General features: G+C 74.8%; 18 protein-coding genes and 1 pseudogene. 14 read left to right on the top strand and 5 right to left on the bottom strand.

From position 1 onward, the window contains the following. The first annotated feature begins 19 nt into the window (after positions 1-19). From ACFV3R_RS21135 to ACFV3R_RS21100, 8 genes and pseudogenes are all read left to right on the top strand, one after another. Complete coding sequence (locus tag ACFV3R_RS21135) at positions 20-889, top strand: carbohydrate ABC transporter permease (protein WP_385585187.1); 870 nt, start codon at positions 20-22, stop codon at positions 887-889. Next, positions 886-2,070, top strand: a complete 1,185-nt coding sequence (locus ACFV3R_RS21130; protein ID WP_385585064.1) for a Gfo/Idh/MocA family protein — start codon at positions 886-888, stop codon at positions 2,068-2,070. The genes ACFV3R_RS21135 and ACFV3R_RS21130 overlap by 4 nt, the downstream gene beginning before the upstream one ends. Next, positions 2,067-2,918: a PmoA family protein gene (locus ACFV3R_RS21125; RefSeq protein ID WP_385585061.1), complete on the top strand. Its 852-nt coding sequence runs from the start codon at positions 2,067-2,069 to the stop codon at positions 2,916-2,918. Before ACFV3R_RS21130 ends, ACFV3R_RS21125 begins: the two co-directional genes overlap by 4 nt. Further along, positions 2,915-3,130, top strand: coding sequence for a hypothetical protein (locus ACFV3R_RS21120; RefSeq protein ID WP_385585058.1), 216 nt, complete (start codon positions 2,915-2,917; stop codon positions 3,128-3,130). The genes ACFV3R_RS21125 and ACFV3R_RS21120 overlap by 4 nt, the downstream gene beginning before the upstream one ends. 171 nt (positions 3,131-3,301) lie before the next feature. Beyond that, a pseudogene (locus tag ACFV3R_RS21115) lies at positions 3,302-4,270 on the top strand (pectinesterase family protein); the annotation flags it as partial. A 73-nt stretch (positions 4,271-4,343) separates the two neighbouring features. Further along, positions 4,344-5,687 (top strand): ABC transporter substrate-binding protein, encoded by a 1,344-nt coding sequence (locus ACFV3R_RS21110; RefSeq protein ID WP_385585055.1) that lies wholly within the window; start codon positions 4,344-4,346, stop codon positions 5,685-5,687. Next, on the top strand, positions 5,684-5,917 hold the full coding sequence (locus ACFV3R_RS21105) for a hypothetical protein (protein WP_385585052.1): 234 nt from the start codon (positions 5,684-5,686) through the stop codon (positions 5,915-5,917). Before ACFV3R_RS21110 ends, ACFV3R_RS21105 begins: the two co-directional genes overlap by 4 nt. Positions 5,918-6,074: 157 nt before the next feature. Further along, complete coding sequence (locus ACFV3R_RS21100) at positions 6,075-7,409, top strand: polysaccharide lyase family 1 protein (RefSeq protein ID WP_385585049.1); 1,335 nt, start codon at positions 6,075-6,077, stop codon at positions 7,407-7,409. Between the two features lie 110 nt (positions 7,410-7,519). On the opposite strand, the gene ACFV3R_RS21095 is transcribed toward ACFV3R_RS21100, so the two are convergent. Together ACFV3R_RS21095 and ACFV3R_RS21090 are read right to left on the bottom strand one after the other, a co-directional pair. Further along, positions 7,520-9,430 (bottom strand): rhamnogalacturonan lyase, encoded by a 1,911-nt coding sequence (locus tag ACFV3R_RS21095; RefSeq protein WP_385585046.1) that lies wholly within the window; start codon positions 9,428-9,430, stop codon positions 7,520-7,522. Positions 9,431-9,804: 374 nt separating this feature from the next. Next, entirely contained in the window at positions 9,805-11,013 is a 1,209-nt protein-coding gene (locus ACFV3R_RS21090) for an erythromycin esterase family protein (protein WP_385585043.1), read from the bottom strand. Positions 11,014-11,071: 58 nt separating this feature from the next. On the opposite strand from ACFV3R_RS21090, the gene ACFV3R_RS21085 reads away from it, so the two are divergent. Both ACFV3R_RS21085 and ACFV3R_RS21080 read left to right on the top strand, forming a co-directional pair. Then, positions 11,072-11,803, top strand: coding sequence for a TioE family transcriptional regulator (locus tag ACFV3R_RS21085; RefSeq protein ID WP_385585040.1), 732 nt, complete (start codon positions 11,072-11,074; stop codon positions 11,801-11,803). A gap of 53 nt (positions 11,804-11,856) precedes the next feature. Then, entirely contained in the window at positions 11,857-12,405 is a 549-nt protein-coding gene (locus tag ACFV3R_RS21080) for a GNAT family N-acetyltransferase (protein WP_385585038.1), read from the top strand. A gap of 60 nt (positions 12,406-12,465) precedes the next feature. On the opposite strand, the gene ACFV3R_RS21075 is transcribed toward ACFV3R_RS21080, so the two are convergent. After that, positions 12,466-13,350 (bottom strand): (2Fe-2S)-binding protein, encoded by an 885-nt coding sequence (locus tag ACFV3R_RS21075; RefSeq protein ID WP_385585035.1) that lies wholly within the window; start codon positions 13,348-13,350, stop codon positions 12,466-12,468. A gap of 342 nt (positions 13,351-13,692) precedes the next feature. Between ACFV3R_RS21075 and ACFV3R_RS21070 the strand changes: the two genes are divergently transcribed. Continuing rightward, positions 13,693-14,406 (top strand): GntR family transcriptional regulator, encoded by a 714-nt coding sequence (locus ACFV3R_RS21070; RefSeq protein ID WP_385585032.1) that lies wholly within the window; start codon positions 13,693-13,695, stop codon positions 14,404-14,406. A 24-nt stretch (positions 14,407-14,430) separates the two neighbouring features. Here the strand turns inward: ACFV3R_RS21070 and ACFV3R_RS21065 are convergent, their stop codons facing one another. Together ACFV3R_RS21065 and ACFV3R_RS21060 are read right to left on the bottom strand one after the other, a co-directional pair. Next, the gene (locus tag ACFV3R_RS21065) at positions 14,431-15,285 is read right to left on the bottom strand and encodes a hypothetical protein (RefSeq protein WP_385585029.1); all 855 of its coding nucleotides are present in this window, start codon (positions 15,283-15,285) and stop codon (positions 14,431-14,433) included. A gap of 300 nt (positions 15,286-15,585) precedes the next feature. Further along, on the bottom strand, positions 15,586-17,307 hold the full coding sequence (locus tag ACFV3R_RS21060; protein WP_385585026.1) for a PucR family transcriptional regulator: 1,722 nt from the start codon (positions 17,305-17,307) through the stop codon (positions 15,586-15,588). 399 nt (positions 17,308-17,706) lie between these two features. Between ACFV3R_RS21060 and ACFV3R_RS21055 the strand changes: the two genes are divergently transcribed. The 3 genes from ACFV3R_RS21055 to pucD are packed head-to-tail and all read left to right on the top strand — an operon-like array spanning position 17,707 to position 21,631. Continuing rightward, positions 17,707-18,606, top strand: a complete 900-nt coding sequence (locus tag ACFV3R_RS21055; protein WP_385585023.1) for an FAD binding domain-containing protein — start codon at positions 17,707-17,709, stop codon at positions 18,604-18,606. After that, entirely contained in the window at positions 18,597-19,193 is a 597-nt protein-coding gene (locus ACFV3R_RS21050; RefSeq protein ID WP_385585020.1) for a (2Fe-2S)-binding protein, read from the top strand. The genes ACFV3R_RS21055 and ACFV3R_RS21050 overlap by 10 nt, the downstream gene beginning before the upstream one ends. Positions 19,194-19,195: 2 nt before the next feature. Further along, positions 19,196-21,631: a xanthine dehydrogenase subunit D gene (gene pucD, locus ACFV3R_RS21045; protein ID WP_385585018.1), complete on the top strand. Its 2,436-nt coding sequence runs from the start codon at positions 19,196-19,198 to the stop codon at positions 21,629-21,631. The last annotated feature ends 173 nt before the right edge of the window (positions 21,632-21,804 follow it).

The following is a 21,804-nucleotide window of genomic DNA, read 5'->3' as shown; positions in this document are numbered from 1 at the left end:
AGAGGACACCCGCCCCGCGCTGCGCGGCCCCGTCGCCACCTGGCGCCCGGACGCCCGCCCCCGCCGCGGCCGCCGCCCCTTCGACCAGGTGCCCCGCTGGCAGATCTACCTGCCGCTCGGCCTCTACCTGCTGTTCACCCTCGTCCCGTTCTACTGGATCCTGCTGTTCGCGCTGCGCCCCGACGGCTCCACCTCGCTGGTGCCCTGGCCCCTGACCTTCGAGCACTTCGGGCAGGTGTGGACCGAGCGCAGCTTCGGCACCTACTTCGGCAACAGCGTCCTGGTCGGGGTGTTCACCACCGTGCTCACCACGGTCGTGGCGCTGTCCGGCGGGTACGCGCTGGCCCGCTTCTCCTTCCGCGGCCGGCGCCTGTTCCTGCTGGCGCTGCTCTGCTCCCAGTTCGTGCCCGGCGCCCTGCTGCTGGTCCCGCTCTTCCAGATCTTCGCCGGCCTCCATCTGATCAACTCGCTGGCCGGCGTCGTCCTGGCCGAGACGGTCTTCCAACTCCCGCTCTCCGTCATGCTGGTGAGCGGCTTCGTCAAGAACGTTCCCGCCTCCCTGGAGGAGGCCGCCTGGGTCGACGGCTGCGGCCGGATGCGCGCCTTCCGGGTGGTGGTCCTGCCCCTGCTGCGCCCCGGCCTGGTCGCCGTCGGCTCCTTCGCCTTCGTCCACGCCTGGAACCACTTCCTGTTCGCCCTGATGTTCCTCAGCGACGAGGACAAGCAGACCGTCCCCGTCGGCCTCAACACCCTGATGAGCGCCGACAGCGTGGACCTCGGCGCCCTCGCCGCGGGCGGCATCCTCGCCGCCGTCCCCGTGGTGCTCGTCTTCGCCTACGTCCAGAAGTGGCTCATCACGGGCTTCAGCGCCGGCGCGGTGAAGGGATGAGCGCCGCCACCGGGGCCCGAACCCCGCTGCCCGTCGTCCTCGTCGGCGCCCACGGCCACGGCCGCTGGCACCTGGCCAACATCCGCCGCCTCCAGGACGCCGGCCTGGTGCGGTTGGCCGGCATCTGCGACACCACCCCCCTCACCGAGGCCGAGGCCGCGCGGTGGCCGGCGCCGCTGCCGCACAGCCACGACCTGGACGCCCTGCTGGACGCCACCGGCGCCGCCGTCGCCGTCGTCTGCACCCCGATACCGACCCACGCCGAACTCGCCCTCACCGCCGCCCGCCACGGCGTCCACCTGCTGCTGGAGAAGCCGCCCGCACCCTCCCTGGCCGCCTACCGCACCATCGCGGACGCCACCGCCGCCGCCGGGGTGGCCTGCCAGATCGGGTTCCAGTCACTGGGCTCCCACGCCCTGCCCGCCATCGGCCGGCTCCTCGCCGCCGACGCCGTCGGCGAGGTCACCGGCGTCGGCGCGGCCGGTGCCTGGTCCCGCGACGAGGCGTACTACCGGCGCTCGCCCTGGGCGGGCCGCCGCCGGCTGGACGGCGCGGACGTGGTCGACGGCGTGCTGACCAACCCGCTGGCGCACGCCGTGGCCACCGCCCTCGCCCTGCACGGCACCACCCGCGCCCAGGACGTGGCCGAGGTCGCCACCGAGCTGTGGCGGGCCAACGCCATCGAGGCCGACGACACCTCCTGCGTACGCGTCACCCCCCGCACCGGGCCCCCGCTGACCGTCGCCGCGACCCTGTGCGCCGAGGAACCCGGCGAGCCCTACGTCCACGTCCACGGCACCGCCGGCCGCATCACCTTCTGGTACAAGCAGGACCGGGTGGTCCTCCACCGCCCCGGCCACCCGCCGCGCGAGACCCGCCACGGCCGGGCCGACCTGCTCCACAACCTGGTCGAACACCTCACCACCGGCATCCCGCTGCTGGTGCCCCCGGCGGCCACCGGCGCCTTCATGCGGGTCGTCGAGGCGGTCCGCACCGCGCCGGCCCCCACCGCACTGCCCACCGGGAGCTGGCACACCGAGCCCGGCTCCGGCCCGGGCGCCGCACCGCGCCGCGTCGTCCACGGCGTGGACCGGCTCGTCGCCGCCGCCGCGCAGGACCTGCGGCTCTTCTCCGAACTCGGCGCCCCCTGGCCGCTGCCCGGCGAGGTGATCCCCTCGTGACGACGCCTGTCCCCGCCTCCCACGCCCTGCGCTGCGGAGACCGCACCGTCGCCACCCTCGTGGTGCGTCCCCGGGTCCCCGGCCGCTGTGTGCCCCGCCCCCACCTGCACCCCGTCACCACCCGGGCCGGAGTGGCGGTGACCGAGTCGGGGCCCGCCGACCACCGTCACCACCTCGGCGTCTGCGTCGCCGTTCCCGACGTCGGCCACCACAACTTCTGGGGCGGCCGCACCTTCGTCCGCGGTGCCGGCCCCACCGAGCTCGACGACCACGGCGTCCAGCACCACACCCGCTTCACCACGCTGCGCCCGGACACGTTCACCGAGGAGCTGAGCTGGCGGGCGGGCGGCGCGGAACTCCTCGCCGAGCAGCGCACGGTCACCGCCCGCCCCCTGACCGACCAGGCCTGGGCACTGGACCTGGCCTTCACCCTCACCAACACCTGCGGCAGCCGCCTCTCCCTCGGCTCCCCGGCCACCAACGGCCGTCCCGGCGCCGGATACGGCGGCTTCTTCTGGCGCGCCCGCCGGAGCGCCGAGGCGCCCCGAGTGTTCACCGCGGACGCCGCGGGGGAGGACGCCGTCCACGGCCGCCGCGCACCCTGGCTGGCGCTCACCGGCGCCGACTGGTCGCTGGTCTTCGCCGCCGGCGACGAGACCACGTGCGGGGACCCGTGGTTCGTACGGGCCGCCGAGTACCCCGGCGTCGGCTCCTCGCTCGCCGCCGCCACCCGCCTGCCGCTGCCCCCCGGCGCCCGGCTGACCCGCCGGGTGGTCACCGTGGTGGCCGACGGACCCGTGGGCCGGCGCGAGGCCGCCGACCTGGCCTCGCGGGCGGTGGCCCGGTGAGCCGCCACCCCGCGCCCGGCGGCGTGGCCCCGCGCGCCACCCCCTACCGCAACCCGGTGCTGGACGCCGACTGGTCCGACCCGAGCGTGGTGCGCGCCGGCGAGGACCACCACGGCACCGCCTCCGGCTTCGGCCGCACCCCGGGCCCGCCGCCGCACTCCCCGAGGACCGCCACCCCGCCGCCCCGTCAGCCCCGCCCCGTGACCGCGTGAGGAGCCGCAATGCCGCACTTCCACCGCGAGCGCCCGACCGTCCCCGACCACCCGCCGCACCACCCCCGCCCGGCCGGTGCCGGAGCGAGCGCCGGGCGCGCCCGCCGGCCGGGGGCCCTGGCCGCCGCACTCGCACTCGCCACCGTGCTGCTGCCCGCCCCCGGGGCCCTGGCCGCCGCGCCGGCCGCCGGCCACCACCGGCAGCCGGCCGCCGAGACCGTCCTGAACGTGCCCGGCGACTACCCCACGGTGCAGGCCGCGGTGGACGCGGCACCCGAGGGCGCGGTGGCGACCGTGGCGGTGGCTCCCGGCACCTACCGCGAACAGGTCCGCATCCCGGCGACCAAGCCCCACCTCACGCTGCGCGGCACCGGCAACGACCGCTCGGACACCGTCATCGTCCACGACACCCCCAACGAGTACGGCGGCTCCAGCGGCAGCGCCACCGTGCTGATCGCCGCCGACGACGTGACCGCCCGCCACCTCACCTTCGTCAACGACTTCGACGAAGCCGCCCACGACCTCGCAAACGAGCAGGCGCTGGCGGTGAAGACCACCGGCGACCGGCTCGTCTTCGACGACGTGGCCTTCCTCGGCAACCAGGACACGCTGATGACCGACAGCCCGGCCCTTCAGGCCGTCAGCCGCGTCTACGTCCACGACTCCTACCTGGAGGGCGACGTCGACTTCCTCTACGGCCGCGCCACCACCGTCCTGGACCACTGCGAGATCCGGGCGCTCAGCCGCGGCTCGAACAGCAACAACGGCTACGTCACCGCGCCCTCGACCTGGAAGGGCAACCCCTACGGCATCCTCGTCACCGACTCCCGCATCACCAGCGACGCACCGGCCGGGACCTTCCACCTGGGCCGCCCCTGGCACCCCGGCGGCAACCCGGACGCCGTGGGGCAGGCCCTCATCCGCGACAGCGAGCTGCCCGCCGCGGTCAAGGCCGCCCCCTGGGCCGACATGAGCGGCTTCTCCTGGCGCGACGCCCGGCTCGCCGAATACCACAACTCCGGCCCCGGCGCGGCCGTGAACGCCGACCGGCCGCAGCTCTCCGACGCCGAAGCCGCCCGGCACACCGTCGCCGACTACCTCACCGGCACCGACGGCTGGGCCCCGCAGCACACCCGCTGAACCGACGCCGCACCCCGCTCCCGCCACCGACCCGCAGCCGGATCCGGACGAGACCCGGCGAAGGAGAGCCGACATGACCACCCGCATCCGCCGACGCCGCACGGCCACCGCCCTCGCCCTAGCCGCCGTCCTCGCCCTGACCGCCACCGCCTGCGGTGACGACGGCAGCGGCCTCGCCGGTGGCAAGGGCGAAGAAGGCTCGGGCAAGGGCGAGATCACCTTCTGGGACAACAACACCGCCGTCCGCCGCGAGGTCTGGAAGGAGATCATCCAGGACTTCGAGAAGGCCCACCCCGACATCCACGTCAAGTACGTGGGGGTGCCCGCCGAGAGCGTCCAGTCCAAGTACGACACCGCCATCCAGGGCGGCGCGCTGCCCGACGTCGGAGGTGTCGGCGCCGCCATGCTCGCCGGGGTCGCCGCCCAGGGCGCGCTGGAGCCCCTCGACGACCGGATCGCCGGCAGCTCCCTCAAGGGCCACCTCAACCGGTCCATGGTCGACTCGGTGCGCTCCGCCGGCGGGCAGAAGAAGCTCTTCACCGTCCCCACCTCCGCGAGCAACGGCGTCCTGTACTACCGCACCGACCTGTTCGCCCGTGCCCACCTGCCAGCCCCCACCACCTGGGACAGGTTCTACCGGGCCGCCGCCGAACTCACCGACCGCGCCCACAACCGGTTCGGCTACACCATCCGCGGCGGCGCCGGGTCGATAGCCCAGGCGCTGGACGCCATGTACGGCCAGAGCGGCATCACCAGCTTCTGGGACTCCTCGGGCAGGCGGACCACCGTCAACGACCCCAGGAACGTGGCCGCCCTGAAGAAGTACGCCGCCCTGTACAAGAAGGACACCCCCGCCGCCGACGTCAACAACGACTTCACCAAGATGGTCGCCCAGTGGGACAGCGGCGACATCGGCATGCTCAGCCACAACCTCGGCTCCTACACCGACCACGTCACCGCGCTCGGCGCCGGGAAGTTCCGCGGCCTGCCCAACCCGACCACCGCCGACGGCACCCGGGTACAGGTCTCCAACCCGGTCGACGGACTCGGCCTCTTCCGCACCAGCCACAACAAGGCCGCCGCCTGGAAGTTCATCGAGTTCGCCGCGTCCCACCGCTCCAACAGCCGGTGGAACGAGTCGGCCGGCGCCATCCCCGCCAACACCGAGGCGGCGCAGGACGCCTGGGTGCAGCGCGCCGAGCCGACGCGCCTGGCCGCCGAGGCGCTGAGCAGCGGCAGCACCAGGATCGTCGAGCTCCCCTACTACCTGCCCGACTGGAACACCCTCTCCAAGGCCGACAACGAGCCGGCCTTCCAGAAGGTCCTGCTCGGCCGCGAGAGCGCGAAGGACTTCCTGGACTCCTTCGCCGGGCAACTGAACAAGGCCCAGCAGGAGTGGCAGGAGCAGAACGGGTGAGCCCCACCCGCCGCACGGTGGTCGCCGCCCCCGCCCGACCGCTCTCCCGCCCGGCGGCCGCCGCGGCCCACCCCGGCACCCGCCGCCGCGGCCCCGTCCACCACCCCGCGGGCGACTCCACCGCCACCCTGCCGGACCACGGTGCCCTCAACACCCGCCCGGAGCACCGGCTGCACCAGGAGGCCCCCGCCGGCCGGGCCGCCCGGCCCGAAGGCACTGTGCCGGCCTGACCGGCCCGCGTGCGGGGGCGGTGCCCACAGCCCTCCGGCCACCGCCCCCGCCCCGCAACGCGCCCGCGCCCCGCAACGCGCGCCCGGGTGCCCCGTACGTCCACCACTGCCCGCCCGCCCACGGCCGCCCGCCCGACCCACCGACAGGAGCCGTACCGTGCCCGCCCACCACCGCCCCGTCCACCGATCCGCCCACCGGGCCGCAGCCGCCGGCTGCGCCGCCCTGCTGCTCGCCCTGGCCGCGCCCGTCGCCCAGGCGCACGGCCGCCACCCGGTCTCCGACCCCGCGCGCGCCACCCTGCCGGCCGGCGACGGCTGGGCCGCCGCCGGCACCGGGACCACCGGTGGCGCAGCCGCCGACGCCGCCCACGTCTTCACCGTCACCGACCGCGCCTCACTCGCCGCGGCGCTCGCCGCCGGCGGCGGCCCCCGCATCATCCGCGTCAAGGGCACCATCGACGTCAACACCGCCGCGGACGGCTCCCCGCTGACCTGCGAGGACTACGCCACCGACGGGTACAGCCGGGACGCCTACCTGGCCGCCTACGACCCGGCCACCTGGGGACGCGACCGCCTCCCCAGCGGTGCCCAGGAGGACGCCCGGGCCGCCTCCGCCGCCCGCCAGGCCGCCCGCGTGGAACTGAAGGTGCCCGCCGACACCACCGTCATCGGCGTGGGCGGCGACGCCCGCATCCTCGGCGGCGACCTCCAGGTCAAGGGCGTCGACAACGTCATCGTCCGCAACCTCACCTTCGAGGACGCCTACGACTGCTTCCCGCAGTGGGACCCCACCGACGGCGACAGCGGCAACTGGAACTCCGAGTACGACAACCTCGTCGTCCAGGGCTCCACCCACGTCTGGGTCGACCACGACACCTTCACCGACGGCCGCCGCCCCGACGCCGCGCAGCCCACCTACTACGACCGCCTCTACCAGCAGCACGACGGCGAGCTGGACGTCGTCAAGGGCGCCGACCAGGTCACGCTCTCCTGGAACGCCTTCACCGACCACGACAAGACGCTGCTCTTCGGCAACAGCGACGGTGCCGCCGCCACCGACGCCGGCCGGCTCCGCGTCACCCTGCACCACAACCTTGTGAGCGGCATCGTCGAGCGCGCCCCCCGCGTCCGCTTCGGACAGGTCGACGCCTACAACAACCACTACGTGGTCGGCTCCGGCCAGGACTACGAGTACAGCCTCGGCATCGGCGTCGACTCCCACGTCGTCGCCGAGGCCAACGCCTTCACCCTGCCGGCCACCGTCGACCCGGCCCGGGTGGTCAGGAAGTGGGGAGGCACCGCGCTGACCGCCGACCACAACCTCGTCAACGGCCGGACGGTGGACCTCCTCGCCGCCTACAACGCCGCGAACCCCTCCGACACCCTGGGCGCCGACGCAGGCTGGACGCCCGTCCTGCGGCCCCACGTCGACCGGCCGGAGACGGTGGCCGCCGCCGTGGACCGCGGTGCCGGGGCCGGAAAGCTCGGATGACGACGGCCCCGGCCTCCGTACCGGAGCCCGCACGCCCCGCCCCCGCCGCCGGGAACCCGGTGGCGGGGGCGGGGCCTCCCGCAGGGGGAGGGCTGCTGCCGGGGGCGGGGTCAGCCGCCGGCGCCCAGCGCGAAGCTGGGGTGCGGCGGCTGGTTGTAGCCGCTGTTCTGCCAGGCCAGCGCCTCACGGTACTGGCGGTCCGCCAGCAGGCTCGGGTGGGCGAGGCCGGTCGGGTCGGGCGTGGAGTAGATCCGCAGGGCCCGGTTGTCCGAGGTCGGCCAGACCACCTCCTCGCGCCAGTCGCCGAGGATGTCACCGGACAGCGCGGGCGTGGCCTTCGTGCCGTTGTCGGAGTGCACCCCGGACGCGCTCAGCAGCACGGGGTCCGAGGACCGGTCGGGGTCGTACTTGGTGATCGACGTGGAGTCGAGCAGTTCACGGGTGGCGTCACCGTCCCACCAGAGCGTGAAGTTGGCACTGCTCGGCTTGCGGCGGCCCAGTGCCCTGCCCTGGGGATCGCGCAGGCTGTCGTCGTGCGAGGACCAGGACTCGGCGCCGGGGCTGCCCGCCCAGACGTCGTCGCTGACGCCCCGCCCGTTGTCGCCGCTGGCCGGCGTGGACCACAGGACCTGGCCGCTCCTCGCGTCCGCCATCCAGGACGAGGGCTGGGTGGAGTCCTCGTCCACCTTGAACTCCTCCAGGCCCGGCCGGGACGGGTCCAGGTCGCCGACGTGCATGGCGTCCCCGTGGCCGTGCCGGGTGGTCCACAGCCCCGAGCCGTCGTCGTCCACGGCCATGGCGCCGTAGACGACCTCGTCGCGGCCGTCCTGGTCCACGTCGGCCACCGCCAGGTTGTGGTTGCCCTGCCCGTCGTAGCCCTTGCCCTTGTTGGTGCTGCTGTCGGTGTCGAAGGTCCAGCGCCGCTTCAGCTTCCCCCCGGTGAAGTCCCAGGCCGAGATCACCGTCCGGGTGTAGTAGCCGCGCGCCTCGATCAGCGAGGGGTGGGAGCCGTCGACGTACGCGGTGGCCGCGAGGAACCGGTCGACGCGGTTGCCGTAGGAGTCGCCCCAGCTCGCGACGTTGCCCCGGGGCGGCACGTAGTCCACGGTGTCCAGGGCCGCCCCGCTGCGCCCGTCGAACACCGTCAGGTACTCGGGCCCGTCCAGGACGTAGCCGGCGGAGTTGCGGTGGTCGGCAAAGGCGTCACCGATGACCCTGCCGGTGCCGTCCACCGTGCCGTCCGCCGTCTTCACCGCCACCTCGGCGCGGCCGTCACCGTCGTAGTCCCACACCTGGAACTGCGTGTAGTGGGCGCCGGACCGGATGTTGCGCCCCAGGTCGATGCGCCACAGCCGGGTGCCGTCCAGCTTGTACCCGTCCAGGACGGTGTCGCCGGTGACGCCGCTCTGGGAGTTGTCCCTGGCGTTGGTCGGCTGCCACTTCAGGACGAACTCCAGGGAACCGTCGCCGTCCAGGTCGCCCACCGAGGCGTCGTTGGCCTCGTAGGTGTAGCCGTCCCCGGCGGGGGGCGGGGAGATCGGCACGTCCATGGAGCCGTCGGCGAACGGCAGCGCCGCCTCGGCCGCGCCCGCCGCGACGCCGTTCGTCACCGGCTGGACGGTGTACCGCGCCTCGGCGGCGGCACCCCGGTCGAAGAAGTCGCCGGTGGCGGTGAGCGGTTCGGCGTTCAGCTTCCTCGCCGTTCCCGAGCGGTACACGTCGAAGGCCAGGCCGGCCGGGTCGTCGGGGAAGTGGCGCCAGGTCACAAGGTTGCCCGCGGTGCTGTGCACGCTGACGGGGGCCCGGTCCAGGTGCCCGGCCGAGGCGGTGGACGTACGGGCGGCCGCCCGCACCGCGGACCCGGGCACGGGGGCGGCCGGCGCGGCGGGGACGAGGGCGGTGCCGCCGAGGGCGAGGGCGCCGAGGGCCGCGAGCGGGACGAGGCGCCTGCGCGTCCGCCTCCCCGCCCGCGCCGGTGCTGAGCCGGCCTTCGGTAATCCGTTGCTGGTCGAGGGGTGCATCCTGCGTCTCCCGAGGGTCGAGTCGACCGCCGTCCGTGGTGGGTGGCGGGAACTGCCCGCACGGGGGGCGCACGTCCCTCGCCAGAGGCCCCGCCGAAGCAGTCGGCGGAGCCTTCGGGCCGGGGGTGACTGCGGGCCGGGGACGGAGTGAACCTGGAACGATTCAGGTCGTAGGCCGGGTGGCACCCGATCCCCGCGAGCCACTGTAGGAGGGCGCCGTTCCGCGCGACAAGAGGCGTGCGCGGGGTCGGCGAAGTGGTCAACTGCTCAGATTGGTAGCCAGGTTGGGGTCGTCGGTCGCGGCTGGGGGCGCGGCTTGCGGCGTCCGTACGTCCTTCCGCCGGAGGCCGGCTGACCGTGGATCTTGAGTCGTTTCATCGCGGCTGGCTCCCCAGGGCATCCCTGACGAACACGAGGCCGTCGCTCTCCGCCAGGTGAGCCGGATCGAGCGGGGCGTAACCGAACCACGGGGACGTGCGGGGTGCGAGGCGCACGTCACCGAGAGCGGTGACCAGCCGCGGGGCGTCGACGACGCAGCGGTCCGCCCCGAGCGCGTACAGCAGCCCCTCGACGGAGTCCGGGGGCGGGACGTCCACCCCCTGGTGCCGCAGCGTCCCGAGCGCGGTGGCCACGAAGGCGTACTCCCGGCCGAGCCGGGCACTGACCAGCGCACCGGCGCTCCACCACCGCACCGGCCCCTCCCACGTCTGCATCGTGCTCTGCTCCCGCTGCAGATGGGAGTTGTGGGCGTGGACGAGTGCCGGCCCCCGCGCGGCTGCGGCAAGGAGGTTGTGGGCCATCATCACGTCCCGCTGGGCGCACAGCCGCGTCATCCGGGCAGGTGAGGGGTCGGCCATCCAGTGGTGGTAGCGCAGCAGGCCGGCCGCGGTGCGCCCGAACAGGCACGCCCGGTCCCAGTCCTCCCGCGAGGCCGCCGCGAGCAGCGGCGCCTGCGTGTCGAGCAGCGTCACCAGGTCGTCGGCGATCAGCCGCAACTCCCCGGCCTCGGTCGACCGCCCCACGGACCGGGCCGGGTCCGTCATCGCGGCGGGGTCGGTCCACCGCTCGTCGGTGCCGAGCAGGCGCTCCAGGGTCGCGGCGGTGCAGGGCAGCAGGTCCGCGTCCACCCGGGCCGCGAGGTAGCCGTGGAGTGCGGTGAGGGCCTGGCGGGGGCTCGCGGCGGCGGTGATCTCCAACGGGCCGTCGAAGCCGGCGAAGCGGAGCTGCTCGGAGGTGGGCCGGCCGTCGTTGTGGGCGCGCATCCAGCGCACGAGCTCGCGGTTGGCCTCGAAGGCGCCCCAGCCGTGGCTGAACCCGCGCTCCATGACCGTTTCGAGCGTGCCGGTGCCGGAGGTGACGTACGCGTCCACGACCAGGCCCCGCAGGCAGTCGCTCTCGAGCGCGATCGTCCGGTAGCCCTCCTGCTCGACGAGTTGCCGGAAGAGCTCGTTGCGCAGGTCGAGCAGCGTATCGGCGCCATGGGTGGGTTCGCCCAGGGCCAGCAGCCGGGGCCGCGCCGGGAGCAGCCCCATGACGGCGGCAGCCTCGACGGTACGGGTGGCGCCCTTGATGTCGGTAACCATGCCTTCCACGCTATCGTTGAAGCCCCGGTGGAGACTTTCGCGCGATAACGTCGGCATCATGCGGCAAAACCTTCAAAGCAGTGGTCGGCTCAGACCGATCGACCTGGCGCGCGGGCACGGGCTGTCCACCCAGGCCGTCCGGAACTACGAGGAGGCCGGCATCCTTCCGGTGGCCGCGCGCACCCCGAGCGGCTACCGCGCCTACACCCCGCTGCACGCAGGAGCTCTCCGGGCGTTTCTCGCCCTGGTGCCCGGCCACGGCCACCAGGGGGCGACGTCGATCATGCAGGCCGTCAACCAGGGGGCGGTGCCGGAGGCGTTCCGCCTGATCGACGTCAGCCACGCCCAACTCCTCGACGACCGGCAGACCCTCCAGGCCGTGGAACGCGCCCTGCGCGACCTGGAGCGCGGTCCGGCGTCCGAGCCGGCTGCCGTCCCCGGTCACGGCGAGACGTTCATCGGGCCGCTGGCAAAGAAGCTGTCCATCCGGCCTGCGACGCTGCGCACCTGGGAGCGCGCCGGGCTGGTCCGCCCGCGCCGCGACCCGCTGACCGGGTACCGCGTCTACACCGAGGCCGACGTACGCGATGCCCGGCTGGTCCATCAACTCCGGCGCGGCGGCTACCTGCTGGAGCAGATCACCCCGCTGATCGCCCAGGTGCGGACGGCCGGCGGTCTGGAGCCGCTGGAGGCCGCACTGAGCGACTGGCGTGCCCGGCTCACCGCCCGCGGACGGGCGATGCTGACCGGGGCCGCGGCGTTGGAGGCGTATCTGCGGGAGCGGGACTGAGGGGCCGGGTGCCCGAAGGTTGCGCGGGGCCGGCGTGCGGTAGGTTCCCCGCCATGACTGAACCCGGGCCCGCCGCCCGGCCGCCGGCCCCGATACGGACCGAGCGCCTCGTGCTCCGCGAGCCGGAGGCACGGGACCGTGCGGTCTTCGTCGAGCTGCTCGCCTCGCCGGAGGTGGGCGCCTACCTGGGCGGACCGCGACCACGCGAGGAATTGGAGCGGGCGCTGCCTGAGACACCCGAGCGACGCCCGGGCCTCTTCGTGATCGAACTCGACGGAGCGATGATCGGCACCGTCGAACTCAACCGGCGCGATCCGGAGCGCCGGAGCGGGGTCCTGCCGGACACCGGGGAGGCCGAACTGGGCTACCTGCTCCTGCCGGAGACATGGGGACGCGGCTACGCCGCCGAGGCGTGCCGGGCGGTGCTCGGCTGGTTCGCCGCGGCGCGCCCGGGTGAGCCGGTGGTGCTCTGCACCCAGACCGCCAACAGCCGCTCGATGCGCCTCGCGGCGAAGCTGGGGTTCACCGAGGTGCAACGGTACGAGGCGTGGGGCGCCGAGCAGTGGCGGGGCGTGTGGTCCCCGGTCACGCGGCCCGCCTGAGGCCGTGCCCGGAAAGGGGGCGGGGGCCCGGCGGCCACCGAGCGGCGCTCCCAGGACGTCTCAGGCGGCGCCCGTCAGACGGGCCACCCGCTCCTCGTCGCAGGTGCGGGGGCAGGTGATGCAGGTGTCCTCGGGGCGCATCGTGTAGTACATGCAGCAGCTCGCCCGGTCGCGGGTGGGCAGTGCGGCGCCGTCCGGGCCGGTGAGGGTGCGGAAGGCGGGGCCGCCCACGAAGGGCTGCACGGTGCCCGGCAGCAGCCGGGCCAGTTCCGCCTTGGCGCGTGCCTCCTCGCCCAGCAGGTGGCCGGTGTACCAGAGGCCCTCGACGATCTCGTCGGTGACCATCGCCCACAGGCCGCGCGGGCCGCGTCGCAGGAGGGGACGGAAGGCGGCCAGGACCGGCTCCAGCTGGGTGGCGACGGCGGACCGCACCTCGGCGCGGAGCGCCTCCTCGTCGCGGACCACGACAGCGCCCGGCAGGCCGGCCGCCTCGTCGTCCGGCAGGCAGGCGAACTCCTTGGCCGTCACCGCCAGCCGCCCGCTCCCGCGGTGGAAGGAGACGTGCTGCGGGGACGTACGCGGCACCCGGCGCAGCAGGAACCAGGGGAGCGTGACTGCGAGAGCCGCCGGCCAGGCGTAGCGGTGCAGCGCGAACGTCGCGGCGACGTCGGGGCGGGCGGGCCTGCCGTGGTCGGCGAGCGCCTGGGCCGCGTCGACGGCGACGAAGTCCTCCAGCGCGGGTCCGCCGGCGGCCAGCGAGGCGCCGGTCACCCAGCCCTCGCCCTGCGGGGCCCTGGCCATCTGGGCCAGCCGGAGCCCGGGGAAGACCTCGGCCAGTCGCGCGTAGGCGGCGGCAAGCGGTGACGTGGTGGGGGCCGACGGGGACGCGGGCGTGGCCGTCGCCCGGCGGCGGACCGCGGGGGAGCTCAGGACTGCAGCGGGCATTGCGGGACACCACCGAATCGTGCGCGTTGGCAGGTAAGCCTCACCTTAGCGGACGTCACCGGCCGCGGCCTGCGGAGGGGGCCCGGGCTCAGGCGTTCGGGGGAGGTGCGCCCGATCCGGCCCGGACGGGAGGACCTAGGTCGTGTCTTCAAAGTAGCGTCGTTCGCCCGAAGGGCGGGCCCGGCGGTGTCTGGTGCGTGCGATCGCAAGGCGGAGGGAGGAAAGCGCAGCGGGCTGCGCTGACGACCGACAACGCGGCGAGCGTGCGTGCCAGACACCGCCGGGCAGGCGGGACTTTGAAGACACGGCCTAGGGTGCTGGTCGAGGCAGCAGGAGGTCGTGGTGGAACAGGGTGGGCGGGAGCAGCCCGGGAGCGGGTGGGCCGGTGGGGGCACCGGCGCCCCGGAGGTGCGGGCGCAGGCGTTCCGGCCCCGGCGCCACTCGGTGCGCGGTCAGGTGCTGGAGGCACTGCGCGCCGCGCTGGTCAGCGGGGACCTGGCGCCTGGTGAGGTGTACTCCGCCCCGGCGCTGGGCCAGCGGTTCGGGGTGTCGGCCACCCCCGTCCGCGAGGCGATGCAGCAGCTCGCCGGGGAGGGGGCGGTCGAGGTGGTGCCCAACCGGGGCTTCCGGGTGGCGGCACACAGCGCCGAGGACCTCGCGGACCTGCTGGAGGTCCGCGCCATGACGGAGGTGGCGGCCGTGGTACGACTCGCCCGCACGCTGCCCCCGGACACCTGGGAGGAGCTGCGGCCGCTGGCCGAGGCCGGGATCGACGCCGCCGTCCGCGGTGACCGCAGCGGCTACGCCCACGCCGACCTCGCTTTCCACCACGCGCTCGTCGAGCTGACCGGCAACCGCCAACTGCTGCGCGTCACCGGCGAGTTGCACCGGCGCTCGCAGTGGCCGGTCACCGGTGCGCCCCCTACCCACCGCGCCGACCTGCTCTCCCACGCCCACCACCACACGGCGCTGCTCGATGCCCTCGCCGCAGGGGACCCCGCGGCCGCCGAGCGGGTCGCCCGCGCCCACCTGGCCACGGTTCCGACGCCGGTCTGAGGGCCGCCCGCGGGCGCCGGGTGCTCACGCCGCCGGCGCCGGCGAGGAGGGCAACTCCTCGCCCAACCAGGTGGGGACCCCACCCATCAGCCGGAACAGCCGGGCGGCCTCGGCGCGCAGCCGGTCGGCCTCCGCCGCGGGCACCACCTCGGCCAGGGCCACCAGTGCCGGTGCCATGCCGACCACGAAGCCCAGCTCCTCGCGCAGCCGCAGCGACTCCGAGAAGCCGTGGCGCGCCTCGGCCTTCTCGCCCTCGGCCAGCGCCAGCCCCGCCAGGTGGCGCCAGGTGCTGGAGAGCAGCAGGGCGTCGCCGTGCGTGGTGGCAGCGGCGTGCGCCCTGCGGAAGGCGGCGCGCGCCGACTGGGGGCTCGCCGACTGCTCCGCGAGCAGGCCCCGCCGGTAGTCCAGGGCGGCGCGTCCCCGGGAGGTGGGGGCCAGCAGGGCCGCCGCCCGGCCCAGTGCGGCGCTGGCCTCGTCCGAACGGTCCCGGACGTGCAGCGCGGTCGCGGTGTACGCCAGGTGGCCGCGCTCGCACGCCGCCCCGCCCCGCTCGTCGTCGTCCCCCGCCAAGGCCTCGGCCTGCCGCAGCGCGTCCTCCGCGGCGGCCCAGCCCTGCCCGGTGAAGGCGCAGCGCTCGATCAGGAGTTCGGTGCGGCGCAGCGCGGCCCGGGCGTCGCGGCCGGCGAAGGGTTCCAGCAGGGCCGCCGCGTCGTCCCAGCAGCCCCGGGACCGCAGGCGCCACACCGCGCGGCCCAGCGAACCCTCCGCCACCGCCTCGGACGGCCAGGGTTCCGGCGGGGGCGCCGGCACGGGGATGCCCGGGGTGCGGGACCCGGCGGCGGCCTCTGCGGCCCGTCGTGACCGACCGTTCGGTGTCACGGTCTTCCCAGAATCTGGCATGGCGGATTCCGCCACATGGCCCTCCCCGAGCGCGCCGTCGAGCCGGAACAGGAAGCTGTGGGCGCATCTCAGCACGAAGTGGGGCGGGCGCCAAGGGGGTGGGTGAAACTTTTCACAAACGGGTGGCCGGCGCGCCGGACGGGTGACGGCCTCCCCGCGCCCGGCACCGGGCCGGGCCGTGCAGGGGCCCGGGCGCCGGCCGGTGACCGGGGCGGAGCCGACGCGGACCCCGGTGGGCGCCCCGTCGCCGTCCTGCGCGGACCAGGGCCCGGCGCCCCGTCAGCTCATCCGCAGCGCCAGGAAGAAGTCCAGCTTGTCCTCCAGCCGGGACAGGTCACGGCCGGTCAACTGCTCAATGCGCCCGACCCGGTAACGGAGGGTGTTGACATGGAGGTGGAGCCGGGAGGCGCACCGGGTCCACGAGCCGTCGCTGGCCAGGAACGCCTCCAGCGTCGGGACGAGTTCCGCGCGGTGCCGGCGGTCGTAGTCGCGCAGCGGGTCCAGCAGCCGGGCGGTGAAGGCGCGCCGCACGTCGTCCGGGACGAACGGAAGGAGCAGCACGTGGGAGGCGAGTTCCTCGTGGCCGGCGGCGCACACCCGGCCGCCGCGGGCCGCCGCCACCCGCCGGGCGTGCCGCGCCTCTTCCAGGGCGCCGCGCAACCCCTCGGCGGAGTGCACGGGAGCGCTCACCCCGACCGTCAGCCGGCCCTCACCCGCGAGGCCCCGGGTCAGGGGTTCTGCCATCGCCGACAGCAGGGAGGCCGCCCGCACCCCGGCGCCCCCGGACGGCGCCTGCGCCGCGTCCTCCTCCGCCGCACCGGCCGGCTCCTGGTACGGGGGCAGCGGGACGAGGGCCACCGCCTCGCCGCCGGAATGGGAGACGGCGATGCGGTCGGAGGGGTCCGGGCCGCCCGCGGCACCGGCCTCCTGGCCGGCGAGGACCTCCTCCAGCACGGCCTGGGCCACCGCCCCCTCCAGCCCGTCGTCGCCCTCGCCGCCCTCCTCCCGCTCGACCCTGGCCACCACCAGCTGCCAGTCGGGAAGGGCGGGCAGCCCGGGCAGCAGCACCGGTGCCGTCACCCGCAGCCGCGCGGCGATCTCCGCCGGCGGGGCCGCGGCCTGCACCAGCTCCAGCACCTCGCCCGCCAGCCGCCGCCGCACCGCCCGGGCGCCCTCCCGCCGCTCCCGCTCCACCGCGATCAGCTGGGTGACGCCCTCCACCAGGTCGACGCGGGGCGCGGGCCAGTCCCCGGCGTCCGCCTCCACCGCGAGCAGCCACTCAGACAACCGGGCCAGCGGGCGCTCCCGGCCGGCCGCCCGGCCGTCGCTGCGCACAGCGAAGAGGGAGAACACCCGGCCCTCGGTGACCACCCGGTGCGGCCCCCGGCGCCCCGACCGCGAGGCGGCCAGGTGCTCCCCGGCCAGCACCCCGCGGACCTGCGGGGGAAGCGCGTCGGCGCTGCCGGGCGCCGCCGCGCCCGCCACATGGCGGCCGGTGGGGGAGAGGACCCAGGCCCGCAGGTCGAGGTCGGTGTGCAGGAGGTCGAGCACCACCTCGGGGCCGCCGGCGGGCCCCGGTGTCATCAGCCGGCGGTGCCGGTCGACCACGGCCGCCAGGTCGCCCGCCCGCTCCCCGGAGACGCGGCGCACCACGTACTCGGTCACCGAGGCGAAGGAGACGTCCTCCACCACGGAGAACAGCGGCAGCCGGTGCTGGGCGCAGGCCTCGACCAGATCCTGCGGGACCGAGCCGAGCTCCGCCTCGCCCGCCGCGAGCCCGGCCACGCCCGCCGACGCCAGGATGCGCACGAACGGCTCGGAGTCCGCGGGGGAGCGGCGCCAGGCCAGCCCGGTGAGGACCAGCTCCCCGCCGGAGAGGTAGCGGCTGGGGTCCCGCAGGTCGGTGGTCATCACGCCGCGCACGGTGCGGTCGAGCTCGTCCTCGCCGCCGAGCAGACGCAGGCCCAGCGAGTCGGTGTCCAAAAGTGCGCGCAGCCGCATGACCTGCCAGCCGATCTGTGCTCAGGAGTCCAGTGGATTACCGCGAGGTGTCCCTACCCCCGCCTTTCGTTCGAATCTACAAGACGCGCCCGGAGACCAGCCAACCGCTTCATGGTTTCGGTGACTGCACCAGGTGGTGCCGGGGCGCGTTCACTGGTGGCCACCAAGTGAACAGCGCATGAACCAAGCCAAGTGCCGGAGCCTCTCCCCGACCGGGGTGGCCCGCCGCGCACCGACCGGCCCAGCCGCCTCCCCGGGGCGACGCCACCGTTCCGCCCACCCGCCGCGCCCGCACCACCGCTCCACCGCCGAGCCCTTCCCGCAGCCGGTCACCGCCGGTGCACCCACCGGCCGAGCGCCGACCGTTCACGACACCGACCTCGTAGGAGAGAGCCGCACATGGACTTCCTTCGCCCCGCCAGCTGGGAGGAGGCGCTCGCCGCGAAGGCCGAGCATCCCACGGCTGTGCCGATCGCGGGCGGGACGGACGTCATGGTCGAGATCAACTTCGACCACCGCCGTCCCGAACACCTCATGGACCTCGGTCGCATCACCGACCTCACCGAATGGGAGGTGGGGGAGGACACCGTCCGGCTCGGCGCGTCCGTCCCCTACAGCCGCATCATGGAGCACCTGCGCGCCGAACTCCCGGGCCTGGCCCTGGCGTCCCACACCGTCGCCTCACCGCAGATCCGCAACCGCGGCGGCGTCGGCGGCAACCTGGGCACCGCCTCCCCGGCCGGTGACGCCCACCCGGCGCTGCTCGCCGCCGGCTGCGAGGTGGAGGTCGAGTCCGTCCGCGGGCGGCGCATGATCCCCATCGACGACTTCTACGTCGGCGTCAAGCGCAACGCCATGGAGCCGGACGAGCTGATCCGCGCCGTGCACCTGCCCAAGGCCGACGGGCCGCAGCAGTTCTCCAAGGTCGGCACCCGCAACGCGATGGTCATCGCGGTCTGCGCGTTCGGCATCGCCCTGCACCCCGCCGACCGCACCGTGCGCACCGGCATCGGCTCCGCCGCGCCCACCCCGGTACGGGCCACCGCAGCCGAGGAGTTCCTCACCGCCGCGCTCGACGAGGCCGGGCTGTGGGAGTCGCGCGGTGCCCTGCCCGACTCCCTGGTACGGCAGTTCGGCCAGCTGGCCGCCGGTGCCTGCAACCCGATCGACGACGTCCGCGGCACTGCCGCCTACCGCCGCCACGCCGTGGGCGTCATGGCCCGCCGCACCCTCGGCTGGACCTGGAAGACCTACCGGTCCGGCAACCACGTCACCGAAGGAGGCGCCCAGTGCGCGTGAACCTCACCGTCAACGGCCGGCAGCACAGCGCCGACGACGTCTGGGAGGGCGAGTCCCTGCTCTACGTCCTGCGTGAACGCATGGGGCTGCCGGGCTCCAAGAACGCCTGCGAACAGGGCGAGTGCGGCTCCTGCACGGTCCGTCTGGACGGCGTGCCGGTCTGCTCCTGCCTCGTCGCCGCGGGCCAGGCCGAGGGCCGCGAGGTGGTGACCGTCGAGGGACTGGCCGACTTCGCCCAGCAGCGCGAGGGCACGGCCGACGCCGAGGCCGCCCGCGGCACCTCCCCGGAGGCCGCGGCCCGCTGGCAGGCCCGTCCCGGCACGGGAGGGGACGGACAGACCGGCGAGGGCGTCCGGCTCTCCCCCATCCAGCAGGCGTTCGTGGACGCCGGAGCCGTGCAGTGCGGCTTCTGCACCCCCGGCCTGCTGGTCGCCGCCGACGAACTGCTGGAGCGCAACACCGAACCCTCGGACGCCGACATCCGGGAGGCGCTCTCCGGCAACCTGTGCCGCTGCACCGGCTACGAGAAGATCCTCGACGCCGTCCGGCTCGCCGCCGGCCGCGCCGCCGCCGGACAGGGGGCCTGACCATGGCGACCGAAACCACCCGCACCACCGGGGCCACCGGGCCCCGTGCCGCCACCGCACCCGGCCGGGTGCCCACCAAACTCACCCAGGGCGGCCGCGCCGACGCCGGCATCGGGGCCTCCACGCTGCGGCCCGACGGCACCCTCAAGGTCACCGGGGAGTTCGCCTACTCCTCCGACATGTGGCACGAGGACATGCTGTGGGGCCACACCCTGCGCAGCACCGTCGCCCACGCCGAGATCCGCTCCCTGGACACCTCCGAGGCGCTGGCCATGCCCGGCGTGTACGCCGTGCTGACCTACGACGACCTGCCCACCGAGGTGAAGAACTACGGCCTGGAGATCCAGGACACCCCCGTCCTCGCCCACGGCCGGGTCCGCCACCACGGGGAGCCGGTCGCCCTGGTCGCCGCCGACCACCCCGAGACGGCGCGCCGCGCCGCCGCCAAGATCCGCGTCGAGTACGCCGAACTGCCGGTCCTCACCGACGAGGCGAGCGCTACCGCCGAGGACGCGCCGCTGCTGCACCCCGGCCGCGAGGACCACCACGCCGGCCACGTGCCGCACCCCAACATCGTCCACCGCCAGCCCATCGTCCGCGGCGACGCCGCGGCGGCAGCCGAGCGTGCCGACGTCGTCGTCACTGGCGAGTACGTCTTCGGAATGCAGGACCAGGCCTTCCTCGGGCCCGAGTCGGGCCTGGCGGTGCCCGCCGAGGACGGCGGCGTCGACCTGTACGTCGCCACCCAGTGGCTCCACTCCGACCTGCGGCAGATCGCGCCGGTCCTCGGCCTGCCGCCGGAGAAGGTCCGCATGACGCTCTCCGGCGTCGGCGGCGCCTTCGGCGGGCGCGAGGACCTCTCCATGCAGATCCACGGCTGCCTGCTGGCGCTGCGCACCGGCAAACCCGTCAAGATCGTCTACAACCGCTTCGAGTCCTTCTTCGGCCACGTCCACCGCCACCCCGCCAAACTCTGGTATGAGCACGGCGCCACCCGCGACGGCAAGCTCACCCACATGCGGTGCCGCATCGTCCTGGACGGGGGCGCGTACGCCTCCGCCTCACCCGCGGTCGTCGGCAACGCCGCCTCCCTCTCCGCCGGCCCGTACGTGATCGACGACGTGGACATCGAGGCCATCGCCCTGTACACCAACAACCCGCCCTGCGGCGCCATGCGCGGCTTCGGCGCGGTCCAGGCCTGCTTCGCCTACGAGGCGCAGATGGACAAGCTGGCCGCCGAACTCGGCATGGACCCGGTGGAGTTCCGGCAGCTCAACGCGATGGAACAGGGAACCCACCTGCCCACCGGACAGGTCGTGGACTCGCCCGCCCCGGTCGCCGAACTGCTGCGCCGCGTCAAGGCGCGCCCGCTGCCGCCCGAGCGCCAGTGGGAGAGCGCCGGCGCCGAGGCCGACGTGCGGGCCCTGCCCGGCGGACTGTCCAACACCACCCACGGCGAGGGCGTGGTGCGCGGTGTGGGCTACGCCGTCGGCATCAAGAACGTCGGCTTCTCCGAGGGGTTCGACGACTACTCCACCGCCCGGGTCCGCCTGGAGGTCCTCAGCGGTGAGGCCGTCGCCACCGTGCACACCGCCATGGCGGAGGTCGGGCAGGGCGGCGTCACCGTCCACGCCCAGATCGCCCGCACCGAACTCGGCGTCCAGCAGGTCACCATCCAACCCGCCGACACCCAGGTCGGGTCTGCCGGATCGACCTCGGCCTCCCGCCAGACGTACATGACGGGCGGCGCGGTGAAGAACACCTGCGAGGCCGTGCGCGAGAAGGTCCTGGAGATCGGCCGGCGGAAGTTCGGCACCTACCACCCGGCGTGGGCCACCGCCGAACTCCTGCTGGAGGACGGCAAGGTGGTCACCGACGGCGGCGAGGTACTGGCCTGTCTCGTCGACGTCCTGGAGGACGAGGCGGTCGACCTGGAGCTGGAGTTCCGCCACCGCCCCACCGAGCCCTTCGACCTGCGTACCGGCCAGGGCTTCGGCCACGTCCAGTACTCCTTCGCCGCCCACCGCGCGGTGGTGGAGGTCGACACCGACCTCGGCCTGGTCAAGGTCGTCGAACTGGCCTGCGCCCAGGACGTCGGCAAGGCGCTCAACCCGCTCTCCGTCGTCGGGCAGATCCAGGGCGGCACCACCCAGGGCCTGGGGGTCGCCGTGATGGAGGAGATCGTCGTCGACCCGAAGACGGCGAAGGTGCGCAACCCCTCCTTCACCGACTACCTCATCCCCACCATCCTCGACACCCCGACCATCCCGGTCGACGTGCTCGAACTCGCCGACGACCACGCCCCGTACGGGCTGCGCGGCATCGGTGAGGCACCCACACTGTCCTCCACGCCCGCCGTCCTGGCCGCCATCCGCGCGGCGACCGGGCTGGAGCTGAACCGGACGCCCGTCAGGCCCGAACACCTGACAGGCGTCTGACCCGCCCCGGTGGGGCCCGTTCTCCGGGGGACGACGGAGCACGGGCCCCACCGGCCCACCCCGCCGGACCTGCCGCAGCGCGGTACCGGCGGCAGGCGCCCTGCGCGCCCACGTTCGTCTCGGGCCGTCCCCCGGGTCGTGCGGCCGTCAATCACATCCCAAATCCCGCCCTT

Origin of the sequence: Streptomyces sp. NPDC059740 (assembly GCF_042733155.1) — a bacterium.
In the GTDB taxonomy this organism is placed as follows: Bacteria; Actinomycetota; Actinomycetes; order Streptomycetales; family Streptomycetaceae; genus Streptomyces.
Note: the sequence above shows the minus strand (reverse complement) of the source record. Positions and strands in the feature narration are given on the sequence as shown.